Raw genomic sequence first — 13,521 nt, 5'->3', positions numbered from 1 at the left:
CATGAAGTACACCACCGCCCTGCGGCTGGGCACCACCGAGGCTGAGCAGGTCCTGCGCCGCTTCACCAGGGGCGGCCCCCAGCACCTGACCTACCAGGCGATCGAGGAGCTGGGGCGCGTAGTGCGGACGGCGTTCATCTGCGACTACCTGTCGGAGGCGAAGATGCCCAAGGAGAACGGCGAGGGCTTACAGGTGGTGGAAAGCTGGAACTCGGCGAACTCCGACTGGACTTTGCGGCCACCGGGGCCACGGTGCCCGGCCCGCGCGCTCCGCAGGTGGGGACGGCGGGCGGTTGCGGCTTGAGACCTGGGCCGGTCCTGGCCGGAGTCCAGGCCACGTGCGCGGGTCTCACCAAGGGTACGGGGGCAGTCACGAGGGGGACGCGTGACTTCTGCCGGCCGCGGTGGCGCTTTGGACGCAGTCGCGGAGCAGGGCGCGGCGCTGGTCATGTACCTCATCGGGTTCTTGGCTGCTGGCCGCGTATACGTTGCTGACCGGTGACCAGGCCATGGACATGGCGATGACCATGGCCATGATGTCGAACGGGTCACCCGCACGAACCCGCCCGGCGTCCTGGGCCTCGGCGATGGCCCTGAGCTTGCGGTCGTCGTAGTGCTGGTGCATCTCGACGAGGTGCCCCTGGGGACGGCGCTCCAGTCGTGTCCAGGTCGCCAGCCGGATGAGGTCGGGGCGGCGCAGGTATTCGTCGTAGAGACGGACAGCCCAGTCCGCGAGATCGTCGGCGTCGATGGGCACGACGTTGGTGATGCGCTCCAGCGAGCCGAGGAAGATCGCGTCGAAGAGCCCTTCCTTGTCGCCGAAGTAGGCGTAGAGCTGTGCCTTGTTGCTGCGCGCCGCCGTCACGATGCGTTCGATGCGCGCCCCGGCGATGCCGTGCTGGGCGAACTCTTCGGTGGCGGCGTCCAGGATGCGCTGGTAGGTCGCGGCGCCTCGCGAGGTCTGGGGCTGTTCCGGCATGCCCGCACTCTACCAAACAGAACAGTTGGTTTGCTTTGGGGTGCGGCCGCGCTTACGCTAAAACAGACAGAACAGTCTGTTTAAGGAGACACGTATGCGAACGACCACCGGATGGCAGGCCACCGGCCCGACGGTGCTGCGACGCGCGTCGCTGGAGCGCCGTGACCTGCGCCCGGACGACATCGCGGTGCAGGTCGACTACTGCGGCGTGTGCCACACCGACCTGCACGCCCTGCACACCTACGACCAGCACACGAAAGCCCCCCTGGTGCCCGGTCACGAATTCACCGGCGTGGTGACCGCGACCGGCGCCATGGTGACCACCTTCTCGGTCGGCGACCGCGTCGCGGTGGGCAACATCGTCGACTCCTGCGGCGTGTGCACCATGTGTGAAGCCGGACAGGAGAATTTCTGCCACTCCTTCCCGACTCTGACCTACGGCGGCACCGACCGGCAGGACGGAACGACCACCCTGGGCGGCTACTCCCGCGAGTACGTGGTACGCAACACCTTCGCCTACCCGCTCCCCGGCGGCCTCGACCCGGCCGCAGCCGCCCCGCTGATGTGCGCCGGCGTCACCGTGTGGGAACCCCTGCGCTCCCTGGGCGTGGGCCCCGGCAGTCGCGTCGCCGTGGCCGGCCTCGGCGGCCTGGGCCACCTCGCTGTCAAAATGGCCGTGGCACTCGGCGCCACCACGACCGTCATCAGCCGCACCCAGGACAAGCTCGACGACGCCCGCAAACTCGGCGCTCCCGACCTCATCGACTCCACCGACCCCCAGCAGATGGCCACGGCACGCGACACCTTCGACGTCCTCATCGACACCATCCCCGCCCCGCACAACCTCGCCCCGTATCTGAAGCTGGTGACGATGGACGGCACCCTCAGCCTCCTCGGATACCTGGGCCCCCTCACCGTCGAGGCCACGGACCTGCTCATCGGCCGCAAGAAGCTCAGTTCCGCGGGCAGTGGAGGACGCACGGCGACAGCCGAGATGCTCCAGTTCTGCGCCGACAACGGCATCGCCGCCGACATCGAAGTACTCCCCTCCTCACAGGTGGACACGGCGCTCGACCGCCTCCAGCGAAACGACGTCCGCTACCGCTTCGTGCTCGACATGTCCGACCTGGACTGAAGAGACAGCCAGCCGGGCCATTCCGTGCCTACCGGACAACAGCACGCGCACGGCCCGGCACCCCGCCCTCCGCGAGTCCGGCGAGCAGATCCAACCCGACCTGATCATCCCCACCGGCAAGCGCAAGGGGCAGCGTCCCAGCGTCGCCGGCACCTACCGGGCGATCGCCGAGCGCCAGAAGGCCCAGCGCCCACGCGCACCACCGCCCCGCCCACCCCGGGTACGCTCCTGCCACCACAGCCCCCACCACAGGAAAGGACCACTCGTGCCGGCCCGCACCACCCACCCACCCGCCCCCGCAGGCGGACCGGACCCCCACCCCCGATGAGAGCGGCCACGGCACTGGTCCTGCTGGCCGCCTGCGCCGGAGGCATGGACCTGCTCTCGATCGTGGTGCTGGGCGGGGTGTTCAGCAGCGTCATCACCGGCAACCTGGTACACGCCGGCCACGGCCTGGGCGCCGGACACCTGCTCGGGGCGGCCACCGCGACGGCGGCGGTGACGGCCTTCGGCGCGGGCGTATGGGTCTGGGCCCGCCTGCTGGGACCCCCGACCGCGCTCTCCCACCGGCGCCGCACCGCCCTGCTGGCCGCCCACACCACCCTGCTCGCCCTGTTCGCCCTGGCCTGGGGCCTGCTCGGGGGCGACCCGCCCACGCACGGCGCGACTCTGGCGCTGCTGGCACCGGCCGCCTTCTCCATGGGAGCTCAGAGCGCGTGGACCCACACCGCGGGCGCCTCGACCACCTACCTGACCGGGACCCTGACCTCGGCGCTGGCGGGGTGGGCCCTGGGGGACCGGCTCAGTGCCCACGGCGGTGCCCTGGCCCGCCTGGCCGCCCTGGTCACCGGGGCGCTGGCCACCGTACTCCTGTGGGAAGCCGTGCCCTGGGCGGCACCGCTGTGGCCCTTGGCCTGCGCCTGGGGGGCACTGGTGCTGTGGTGGCCCTCCCACCGATCCGGCGCGAACACCCCGGCGTGAGCCCGGCCTCGCCCCGAAAGCGCCCCCGTGCCGGGGATCCCGGCCACGGCTCACCCCAGGCCTCCCACCCACCCCAGCCTCATCTCGTCTTCGTGCGGGGCGGGGATGTTCACCCGCCGAAGACCCACCGTCCACCCTCGTTCACGTTCTGTTACCTGCGGCTCGTTAGCGTCACCACCGCCCGCCACCCCCACAGGAAAGCGAGCCCCCATGACGGCGTCCCCCCGCTCCGCGGCCCACCGAACCCCGACCCCTCGCCCTCTCCGGCACGCACTGGCGCTGCGCGGCCTGGCCCTGCTCGGCGCCGGCGCCGTGGCGCTCACACCCGCCGTGGCCCTGACCCCCACGGCCGCGGCCGCCACCCAGGGCACCCCCGAAGGGCTGACCCTCTCACCCACGGCCGACCCCTCCTCCTCCCAGACCGTGACCTGGCGCGGCGACCACGGCCAGGACGCGGTGCTGGAGATCGCCCCCGCCTCCGACCCCGACCGCGCCGAACGCGTCCCGGGCCAGGTCAGCGGCCAAGCGGGCGCCACCCACTACGCGGCCACCGCCACCGCCCTGACCCCGGGCACCGACTACCGCTACCGGGTGGGCGACGGCGCCCGCACCACCGGCCAGTGGCACACCTTCACCACCGCCGCCCAGGGCGCCCGACCCTTCAGCTTCCTGTACTTCGGTGACATCCAGAACGACATCACCGCGGGCGCCGCCCCGGTGGTGCGGGCCGCCCTGGCCGCCGAACCCGACGCCGCCCTGGCCGTGCACTCCGGTGACCTGGTCAACAACGCCAACAACGACTCCCAGTGGGACCAGTGGTACGACGCCTTCGGCTCCCACACCACCGGGGGCATCAACCACGTCACCACCCCGGGCAACCACGAGTACTCGGGGCTGAGCCTCAGCGACCACTGGTCCCTGCAGTTCCCGGGTGCGGGCAACGGCCCCGACCAGGGCACCGACCTGGCCGAGACGGTGTACTACACCGACTACCAGGGGGTGCGGTTCGTGACCCTCAACTCCAACTACCGCAACACCGCGCCACTGCTGCCCTCGCGCTGGTTGGACCGCCAGCAGCAGTGGCTGGAGGACGTGTTGGAGGACAACCCCAACGAGTGGACCGTGCTCACCTTCCACCACCCGGTCTTCTCCAACAACCCCGGACGCGACAACGGGCCCCTGCGCCGCTCCTGGCTGGAGACCTTCGAGGCCTTCGACGTGGACCTGGTCCTGCAGGGCCACGACCACTCCTACAGCCGCGGCAACCTGATCGCCAACCGCACCGAGGACCCCCACACCCACACCGGCCCGGTCTACGCGGTCACGGTCACCGGACCCAAGATGTACGACGCCGGCGACGACAACTGGACCGACCACGGCGCCGAGGCCCGGGTCCAGCTCACCGACACCCAGACCTTCCAGACCGTTCAGGTGGACGGCCACACCCTGCAGTACGTGGCCCGCACCGCTCAGGGCCACACCGTGGACGCCTTCACCATCGTCAAGGACGACCAGGGCAAGCGTGTGACCACCACGTCCTGACCTGCGGTCCCACCCCAAGGCCCTGGCCGGGCCCTCACAACCCTCTCCCCGGGGGTGCCCGGAGCCGCGTGCGGGCGGCCCGGGCACCCCGCCCCGGACGCACCCGCCCGCACCTGCTCAGGGGGCAGCGGCTCAGAGGGCGGGCGCGCCCTGTTCGGCCCGGGCCCGCTCCAGGGCCCGCTCGGCCTCGGCCATGACCAGGTCGGCATTGATCATCGCCCCGGCCTTGTTGCCGGCGGCGGCCGAGCCGATCACCTGCTCGCTCACCGAGGTGACGTTGCCCGCCACCCACACCCCGGGCACCGCCGTGGCGCCGGTGGCATCGGCCGCCACATAGGTGCCCATGACGTGCTCGCCCATCTTCTGCTCACTCACCTCAAGACCCAGGTCGACCAGCAGTTGCGAGCGCGAACGCATGAACGTGGGCACCACGACCGCGTCGACCGCCACCACCGAACCGTCGACGGTACGCACCCCGCTCACCCCGCCCTCCTCGGAGAGCACCGCCTCCACGGGGCTGTCGACCACGGTGATCCCGCGCGCGGCCAGCTTCTCCCGCTCGAGCGAACCCAGAGTCCGGCCCGGGTGGGCGAACAGGGTCACCTTCTCGGTCCACTGACGCCACAGCAGTGAGGCGTGCACGGCCACCGGACCGGAGGCCACCACCCCCACGGGCCGGTCGCGCACCTCCCAGCCGTGACAGTAGGGGCAGTGCAGGACCCCGGTGCCCCAGTGCTCGGCCAGGCCGGGGATGTCGGGGAGCTCGTCCACCAGCCCGGTGGTCACCAACAGCCGCTGGGCCGCCACCACCGAACCGTCCTCCCGTTCCACGGCGAACCCCCCTTCGGTGCGTTTCAGGCCCACCACCTGCCCCTGTTCGACCACACCCCCGTAGGAGGTGACCTCGGCCCGGCCCCGGGCGAGCAGGTCGGCGGGGGAGGTGCCCTCGCTGCCCAGGTAGGCGTGCACCCCCTGGGCGGGGGCGTTGCGCGGCTGTCCGCCGTCGATCACCAGCACCGAGCGGCGCGCCCGGGCCAGGGTCAGCGCCCCGGCCAGTCCGGCGGCGCCGCCACCGACGACCACGGCCTCGAAGCTGCGTGTGGGTTCGTTCATGAAGGTCTCCCTTGTGCTCATGCCCCCATCCTGCGCACCACCCCACAAACTGACAACTATCGTTGCCAATACGGCAAAACCTCAGATCGTGGCGCACCCGCCCCGGGCCCGCCCCGTGGAAGCCCACCCACCACAGAGGGCCGGCGCGCACCCACCGCACCAGCCCCCCGTGAACACCCGGGCCCCACCGCCCACAACCCCCTCAGGGAACGATCCCCTCGCTCTGGGGACGCACGTTACCCAACACCCGCTTGACAGCGATCTCGATCACCACCCGCTCCGGGTTGGCACGCGGCTGCCGGTACCGCTGGGCGTAACGGCGCACCGCCTCGGCCACCGCACCCTCCTGACGGCTGACCGTGGCCTCACCCTCCAAGGTCGACCACCGCGCCCCCTCCACCTGGCACACCGACACCCGCCTGCCCGGATGCGCCTCCAGATTCAGGGCCTTGTAACTGGTCCCCGAAGAGATCACCCGCGCCAGGTGCCGTTCGGGGTCATAGGTCACCCCCACCGGAACCTGGTGGATGGTCCCGTCCGGGCGCGGCGAGGCCAGCGTGCACAGGCGGCGCTCACTCCAAAACACCAGGAACGGATCCTGGACACCCGGGTCCTCACCCACCGAACCGGTCTGCTCGGGCACGGTCTCCTCGGGCACGCTCTCGTCGGGCACGGGAACTCTCCTCCATCGTCGGCGAACTGGCCAGGACACCAGCTTCCCAGCCCTCCGACACCACCCCGCACCAGGTCAACCCAACCTTGCCCCCGCTCACCCTCACCGCCCAGGAAAAACCCCACCCGCCACCCCACCCCACAGCACACTCAGACCTGGCGCACACCCCGGGCCGCACCCGCGTGCCGCAACCGGATCCGCACCGCCCTCTGCGACTCGGGCCCCAACACGTGCAGAGCCGACACCAACTCCCCCACCTGCTCCAAAGCCTCCAGAGCCCGCTCCGCACCCACCGAACCCGCACCCTGCCCCACCTGCGCACCCACCAGAGCCGCCACCACCATCCGCCCCAACCCGGCCGCGTCCACGAACTCCTGCACCGGGCTCTGCGCCAACACCCGCACCAACACCCGCTCAAAAGCCACCGACCACACCCCCACCGCAGCCGCCACCGCCCGCTCCCCCACCACCGAACCCGACACCTGCGACACCACCCATCCCACCGACCCCACATCGGGCACCACACACCACGAACGCCCCACCCGCACCAACTCACCCACCGTGCGCACCCCCGCCAACTCCCCACCACAGGCCCGCACCCGCCCACGCACCACATGCTCCACCGCGGCCGCCACCACCTCCTCCACCCCACCGAAGTGCTCCCACACCACAGCCGCAGACACCCCCGCACGACGGGCGATACCATCAGCGCCGATCTTGGCGGCGCCCTCCACACACAACGCCTCCACAGCACCCTCGAGAACACGGGTTCGCATCGGATCGCTCATCGGCACACACGGCCCAGCACACACCCGGGGCCGCTACCCCCCTCCAGGAACGTTGACGCCAGCACACCGTGCCCTGACCCCCACAAGACACCGCGGTGAACACCCCGGACTATACGACCGCACCCCCACACCGCCTACCCCCTGCCCACAACCGGCCACCAACCCAGGACGGAACCCACCCCATGCACCCCACCAGCCACCCCCACACCAGCGCCCACCTGCCCCGACCCGGCGGCCACCGCCTGTTCTGGCAAGAACACGGCAACCCCCACGGCACCCCGATCCTCTTCGTCCACGGCGGCCCCGGCTCCGGATCCAACCCCCGATGGAGCGCCTTCGCCGACCCCGACCGCTACCGCATGATCCTGCTCGACCAACGCGGCACCGGCCACAGCACACCCCACGCGGGCGCACCCACCACCGACCTGTCCACCAACACCACCCCCCACCTCATCGACGACATCGAGGCCCTGCGCACCCACCTGCACATCGACCGCTGGCACCTCCTGGGCGCCTCCTGGGGAACCTGCCTGAGCCTGGCCTACGCCCAGACCCACCCCGACCACGTCATCTCCCTGGTCCTGTTCGCCGTCACCACCGGCACCCGCCAAGAGATCACCTGGATCACCCACCACATGCGCCGCGTCTTCCCCGCCCAATGGGAGGACTTCCGCGCCGCCGCAGGCCCCGGCGCGGACCCCCACGCCCTACCGGCCGCCTACGCCCGCCTGCTCGCCCACCCCGACCCCCGCATCCGCCACGACGCCGCCCTGGCCTGGTGCCGGTGGGAGGACACCCACGTGGCCACCACACCCGGCTTCACCCCCGACCCCCGCTACACCGACCCCGACTTCCGCCTCACCTTCGCCCGCACCGTCACCCACTACTGGGCCAACGACTGCTTCCTGGCCCCCCGCCAACTCCAGAACCAGGTGCACCGGGTGGCGCACATCCCCGCCGTCCTCATCAACGGCCGCCTGGACATCAGCAGCCCCAGCGACACCGCCCACGACCTGGCCCGCGCCTGGCCCGCCGCCGAACTGGTCATCGTCGACGACGCCGCCCACACCAGCAACACCGGCGGCATCGGCACGGCGGTGGTGGCCGCCACCGACCGCTTCGCCCACCTGCGCTGACCCCCACCCTCGTGCGCTCCCCTGCGGGCAGCCCCCGCCGACCCACCACCCCCGGGCAAGAACCCACACAAAAACCCCCGGAGCTCACCCGCTCCGAGGGCCCACACACCCACCCCACCCCACCGTCTCAGGGCGCGGTTCAGGTCAGCTCACGCACCAACCCCACCACCCGCTCCACCTCCTCCTCGGTGTTGAAGTAATGCACCGAAGCCCGCACCAACCCACCCGCACCACCCACAGGCTCCGCCCACCGCTGATCCCCAGGCCGCGACACCCCGGTACGCACCCCCCGCTCACGCAACGCCTCCACCACCCACCCCGACTCACGCCCGACCACCGAGAACGTCACGATCCCCGACAACTCCCGCCCCCGATCGTGCACCACCACCCCGGCCATCTCCCCCAACCCCTCACGCAACCGCCCCGCCAGAGCACCGATCCGCTCCCGAGCCCACCCCATCCCCACCCGGCGGGCATAAGCAGCAGCCACCCCCAACCCGATCTGCGCCGCGACCGCGTGCTCGAAGGACGCAAACCCCGCCGCCCCCTCCCGCACCCGATACTCCCGCGCACCGGACCACTCACCACCGATGTGGTTGACCAGCAACGGCTCCCCCAAAGGAGTCCCCTGGCGCACGTACAGAAAACCCGTCCCACGCGGGCCCCGCAGGAACTTACGCCCCGTCGCCGAGAGCAGATCACACCCGATGCGCTCCACATCCACCTCCCACTGCCCCACCGACTGACACGCGTCCAACAGGTACACCACCCCGAACCTGCGACACAGCGCCCCCACCGCCTCAGCCGGATTGACCAAACCACTGTGCGTGGGCATGTGATTGATCGCCACCAACCCCACATCCCCGCGCTCCAGCTCCGCCTCCAACACAGCCACGTCCAACACCCCCTCGGCATCGTCGGGCACCACCTGCACCCGCACCCCCCGAAGAGCCGCCCACCGCAACAACCCCACCCCGTTGGAGGCGTACTCACTGGTGGTGGTCAACACCCGCTGCCCCGGCTCCACCACCACCGCACCCAGAGCCTGCGACCACGCCTGAGAAGCACCCTCGAAGAAAACCACCTCACCCGCACCGGCCCCGATCAGCCCCGCCACCTCCACACCGGTGCTCTCCAACAACCCCGCCGCCCGATCCTGGGCCTCATAACCCCCCACCCGCGACTCCAACTCCAGGTGGGCCACCACAGCCTCATGCACCTGCCGGGGCACCAACGACGCCCCCGCACTGTCCAAGAACACCCACCCCGCACACCCCGGAGTGTCCGCACGAAGCCCACCCACATCCACCACGAACCCACCCCTCGACACCGACCGACCACACGTGGCCCGCATCCTGCCACACCCCCCGCACACCCAGCGGGCCAACCCCGCCCCCCGCACACCCGGCCCTCCCACGCGCAGAGGATCCCACCCCCACCCCGCCCCGCACTCTCACCGCGGTGTGTCCCACACCGCCCCCACCAGCGACCCGAACACCCCCCACCATCAGCAACAATGGCCAACAACCACCCCCCACACACCACCTGCCCACTCAACGAAATAGGTGCCCGGCAGCCATGGCCCTCCCCAAAGCCGAACTCCACATCCACATCGAAGGCACCCTGGAACCCGAACTCGCCTTCCACCTGGCCGACCGCAACGGCATCACCCTGCCCCACACCCACGTCCAAGCCCTGCGCGACGCCTACTCCTTCACCGACCTGCAGTCCTTCCTCGACCTCTACTACGAGCTCATGGACGTCCTGCGCACCGAAGCCGACTTCCACGACCTCGCCCAGGCCTACCTGGCACGCGCCGCCGCCCAAGGGGTCCGCCACGCCGAGATCTTCTTCGACCCCCAGGCCCACACCAGCCGCGGCATCCCCCTGGACACCGTCATCGCCGGCCTGACCTCAGCACTGGACACCAGCCAGCAGCGCCACAACATCTCCACCAGCCTCATCCTGTGCTTCCTACGCGACCGCCCCGCCACCGAAGCCATGGACACCCTGATGGCGGCCCGCCCCCACCTGGACCGCATCAGCGCCGTGGGCCTGGACTCCGCCGAGGTCGGCAACCCGCCCGAGAAGTTCACCGAGGTCTTCACCGCCGCCGCCCAACTGGGCCTGCGCCGCGTCGCCCACGCCGGCGAGGAGGGCCCCGCCTCCTACATCTGGCAGGCCCTGAACCTGCTGGGCGCCGAACGCATCGACCACGGCATCCGCTGCCTGGACGACCCCGAACTGGTCGCCCACCTGGCCGCCACCCAGACACCGCTGACGGTGTGCCCCTTCTCCAACGTGCGCCTGCGCGCCGTCAACACCCTGGCCGAACACCCCCTGCCCGCCCTGATGGAAGCCGGCCTGCTGGTGACCGTCAACTCCGACGACCCCTCCTACTTCGGCGGCTACGTCCACGACAACTACCTGGGCCTGCAGGAACACCTGGGGCTGGACACCGAACAACTGCGCACCCTGGCCCGCAACTCCTTCACCGCCTCCTTCCTGCCCACCGAACGCCGCCAGGCCCTGATCGCCGAGGTCGACGCCTACACCTTCTGACACCGAACAAAAAAGGGGGCCCTCGCACCACGCGAAGGCCCCCTTTCCGGTCGTGTGCCCACGGGGCGCTGTGTCAGCGCCAGGTCAACGACTGGCCGTGCTCACCGGTGTAGGCCACCACCCGCCCGTCCACCGCCAACGTGAAGTCGGTCGGCTCCGGCGCCCGCACACCCTCCCAGTGGGGAAAGACCCGCCCACCCTCGTTGCAGACCCAGTGCCCGGGCAGCCCACCCATCATCTGCTCCAACCGCTCACGCTCCTGCACCGACAGGTAGGCCGCCACCGCACTGTGAAAAACCACCAACGTGGCATCCCGCGGCGCCTGCGCCACCAGCCCCGGCAACGCCTCCAACAGGTTGCCCCGCACCAACAACGGCGGCTCCGCCGCGGCCACCGACGCCGCCGCCCGCAACCGCTCCACCCGCGCCTGCCGGGTGTGCCCGGGCCACACCAGCGACTCCAACCAGCGCACGTCCGCCTCACTGCCGGCATCGAGCGGATTCAGATCCACCCCCGCCCGCCACACCACCCGCGGCACCCGCTCAGGGACGGGCACCGCACCACGCGTGGCACACTCCAACAACACCGGGCTCTCCACCGCACCGATCGGCGCACCCCCGTCATAGGAGTAGCGGTACCGGTCCGGATACAGACACAACCCCGCCGAGGCACCCACCTCGACCAACGCCAACGGCCCCTCCAAGGAGGCCAGCACCGGCAGCAGCGTCGCACACCGACGCACCTCGTTGGTCTGGGTCATACGCTCCAGCACCACACCGCGCACCTGCTCCCAGTGCTCCACCACCCACCCGGCAAACCCCTCGAAGGAATCGGTGGGCCCACCCAGGAAACGCACCGCACCCAACAACAGGTTGGGCTGGCGCTTGTTGCCCGCCGGCAACCCCACCACCAGATCCAACAACCGCTCGTCCTGAGCCACCCCCAGGGCGATCCGCTCGTACTCAGGAGAGCCACCACCGGCGTAACTGGCCGCGAAACGCCGGTAGACCGCGACCATCCGGCCGCGCTCGGAGTTCACATCCACACTCAAGCCGCCACCCTCTCTCACCACGACAGCACGTGCGCGGCAACCTACTCCGAGCCACCTCCCGCACCCGCCACCGCCCCCACCCGAAACCGCTCCCGATAGACCGAGGGCGCACACCCCAGCACCCGCACGAACGCCTTACGCATCCCCTCCGCCGTACCGAACCCGCACCCGCGCGCGATCGCCGCCACCGGAGCCGTCCCCTCCTCCAGGCGCCTGCGCGCCCACTCCACCCGCACCCGCTCCACGTACCGGCCCGGGCCGCACCCCACCTGGGCGGTGAAGACCCGAGAGAACTGGCGCACCGACAACCCCGCCGCCCGGGCCAGCACCGCCACCGACCACCCCCGGCCCGGGTCGGCGTCCACCAGGTGCTGCACCTGACGCACCTCGGCCCGCTCGGCGCGCTGGGTGGCCAACTGGGTGGAGAACTGCGCCTGCCCCCCGGGCCGGACCAGGAACACCACCAGGGTGCGGGCCAGGGCCAACGCCACCTGCCGCCCCAGGTCCTGCTCCACCACGGCCAACGCCAGATCGATCCCCGACGTCACACCAGCAGAGGTCCACACCCGCCCCGAGCGCACGAACACCGGGTCCGCATCCACCTCCACCCCGCGAAACTCCCGCGCCAGGCGCTCGCAGTGCCGCCAGTGCGTGGTCGCCCTGCGCCCCTCCAGCAACCCGGCATGGGCGAGCACGAACGCCCCCGAGCACACCGAAGCCACCCGCTGCGCCCGCCCGGCCAGCTCACGCACTGCCGCCACCAGCGCCGGGTCCGGGTCGTGGGCGCCCTCACCCCCGGCCACCACCAGGGTGTCCACCCGCCCCACCTGCTCCAGCGCCACCGAGGGCACCAACCCCAACCCGCTGGAGCAGCGCACCACCGCCCCGCCCAGGGAGGCGGTGCGCACCCGATAGCGCGAACCCGGCGCCTCGGCCGCCCCGGCGAAGACCTCCAGCGGGCCGGTGGCGTCCAGGCTCTGTAGACCGTCGAAAACAACGATGACCACCTCGTGGTGGGTGCTGTGCTCCATGGCTGCCATCCCACCAAGCCCCCGCCGACGGCCACAAGGTCGCACACCCCAACCATGCGGCCACCGACCCCTACAACGGCCCCACCACGCTCACGTTCTCCTCACCCGCCCACACCTACCCTGAACAACGACACCAAGGACACGAACAGATAACAAGAACTCTCACAGGCCCGGGACGATCCCAGGCAGGAGACAACCACCCACACGAACGGACACCCGTGAGGCTCTCCACCCGCCACCACCTACGGCGCACCCACCCCACCCCGCCCGTACCACCACCCCTGCTCCAGCTCCACGACGTGTCCCTCACCCACAACCACCACACCCTCCTGCACCACCTCGACCTCACCCTCCACCCCGGCCAACACATCGCCCTCATCGGCCTGACCACCACCGCCGCCACCACCCTCACCCACCTCCTCACCCATCCCCCCCCACCCACCACCGGCCACATCACCACCCACACCAACATCCACACCAACATCCACACCACCCACCCCAACCCCACCCTCGCCCAAACCATCACCGGC

The 13,521-nt window shown here is 70.9% G+C and carries 13 protein-coding genes and 1 pseudogene; 7 read left to right on the top strand and 7 right to left on the bottom strand.

Features of this window, described 5'->3' with window-relative positions; translation table 11 throughout:
* The first annotated feature begins 1 nt into the window (after nt 1).
* The gene (locus tag D458_RS36305; protein WP_017586327.1) at nt 2-304 is read left to right on the top strand and encodes a Tn3 family transposase; all 303 of its coding nucleotides are present in this window, start codon (nt 2-4) and stop codon (nt 302-304) included.
* Nucleotides 305-370: 66 nt separating this feature from the next.
* Here D458_RS36305 and D458_RS0108610 read toward each other — a convergent pair whose 3' ends face one another.
* Nucleotides 371-979 carry a TetR/AcrR family transcriptional regulator gene (locus tag D458_RS0108610; RefSeq protein WP_017586326.1) on the bottom strand — a complete coding sequence of 203 codons (609 nt, stop codon included), beginning with the start codon at nt 977-979 and terminating at the stop codon, nt 371-373.
* 94 nt (nt 980-1,073) lie between these two features.
* Between D458_RS0108610 and D458_RS0108605 the strand changes: the two genes are divergently transcribed.
* The 3 genes from D458_RS0108605 (at nt 1,074) to D458_RS0108595 (ending at nt 4,637) form a co-directional block, all read left to right on the top strand.
* Entirely contained in the window at nt 1,074-2,114 is a 1,041-nt protein-coding gene (locus tag D458_RS0108605) for an NAD(P)-dependent alcohol dehydrogenase (protein WP_017586325.1), read from the top strand.
* A 324-nt stretch (nt 2,115-2,438) separates the two neighbouring features.
* On the top strand, nt 2,439-3,095 hold the full coding sequence (locus D458_RS33210) for a YoaK family protein (RefSeq protein ID WP_017586324.1): 657 nt from the start codon (nt 2,439-2,441) through the stop codon (nt 3,093-3,095).
* 210 nt (nt 3,096-3,305) lie between these two features.
* Nucleotides 3,306-4,637, top strand: coding sequence for a purple acid phosphatase family protein (locus D458_RS0108595; RefSeq protein ID WP_017586323.1), 1,332 nt, complete (start codon nt 3,306-3,308; stop codon nt 4,635-4,637).
* Between the two features lie 132 nt (nt 4,638-4,769).
* Here D458_RS0108595 and D458_RS0108590 read toward each other — a convergent pair whose 3' ends face one another.
* The 3 genes from D458_RS0108590 to D458_RS37890 all read right to left on the bottom strand — a co-directional run bounded on the left by D458_RS0108590 (nt 4,770) and on the right by D458_RS37890 (nt 7,199).
* Nucleotides 4,770-5,750, bottom strand: coding sequence for an NAD(P)/FAD-dependent oxidoreductase (locus D458_RS0108590; protein WP_040702311.1), 981 nt, complete (start codon nt 5,748-5,750; stop codon nt 4,770-4,772).
* 202 nt (nt 5,751-5,952) lie between these two features.
* The gene (locus D458_RS0108585; protein ID WP_051049649.1) at nt 5,953-6,408 is read right to left on the bottom strand and encodes a TIGR03618 family F420-dependent PPOX class oxidoreductase; all 456 of its coding nucleotides are present in this window, start codon (nt 6,406-6,408) and stop codon (nt 5,953-5,955) included.
* A gap of 164 nt (nt 6,409-6,572) precedes the next feature.
* Complete coding sequence (locus D458_RS37890; protein WP_017586320.1) at nt 6,573-7,199, bottom strand: TetR family transcriptional regulator; 627 nt, start codon at nt 7,197-7,199, stop codon at nt 6,573-6,575.
* Between the two features lie 194 nt (nt 7,200-7,393).
* On the opposite strand from D458_RS37890, the gene pip reads away from it, so the two are divergent.
* Nucleotides 7,394-8,347, top strand: a complete 954-nt coding sequence (gene pip / locus D458_RS0108575; protein ID WP_017586319.1) for a prolyl aminopeptidase — start codon at nt 7,394-7,396, stop codon at nt 8,345-8,347.
* Between the two features lie 139 nt (nt 8,348-8,486).
* Here pip and D458_RS0108570 read toward each other — a convergent pair whose 3' ends face one another.
* Nucleotides 8,487-9,701, bottom strand: coding sequence for an aminotransferase class V-fold PLP-dependent enzyme (locus D458_RS0108570; RefSeq protein ID WP_083936282.1), 1,215 nt, complete (start codon nt 9,699-9,701; stop codon nt 8,487-8,489).
* Between the two features lie 224 nt (nt 9,702-9,925).
* Between D458_RS0108570 and D458_RS0108565 the strand changes: the two genes are divergently transcribed.
* Nucleotides 9,926-10,909 (top strand): adenosine deaminase, encoded by a 984-nt coding sequence (locus tag D458_RS0108565; protein ID WP_017586317.1) that lies wholly within the window; start codon nt 9,926-9,928, stop codon nt 10,907-10,909.
* A 73-nt stretch (nt 10,910-10,982) separates the two neighbouring features.
* On the opposite strand, the gene D458_RS0108560 is transcribed toward D458_RS0108565, so the two are convergent.
* Nucleotides 10,983-11,927, bottom strand: coding sequence for a DUF2332 domain-containing protein (locus D458_RS0108560; RefSeq protein WP_051049648.1), 945 nt, complete (start codon nt 11,925-11,927; stop codon nt 10,983-10,985).
* 74 nt (nt 11,928-12,001) lie between these two features.
* Nucleotides 12,002-12,991 (bottom strand): GlxA family transcriptional regulator, encoded by a 990-nt coding sequence (locus D458_RS0108555; RefSeq protein WP_017586315.1) that lies wholly within the window; start codon nt 12,989-12,991, stop codon nt 12,002-12,004.
* 218 nt (nt 12,992-13,209) lie between these two features.
* Between D458_RS0108555 and D458_RS0108550 the strand changes: the two are divergent.
* A pseudogene (locus D458_RS0108550) lies at nt 13,210-13,521 on the top strand (ABC transporter ATP-binding protein); the annotation flags it as partial.

It is taken from the genome of Nocardiopsis ganjiahuensis DSM 45031 (genome assembly GCF_000341085.1).
Classification (GTDB): Bacteria; Actinomycetota; Actinomycetes; order Streptosporangiales; family Streptosporangiaceae; genus Nocardiopsis; species Nocardiopsis ganjiahuensis.
Note: the sequence above shows the minus strand (reverse complement) of the source record. Positions and strands in the feature narration are given on the sequence as shown.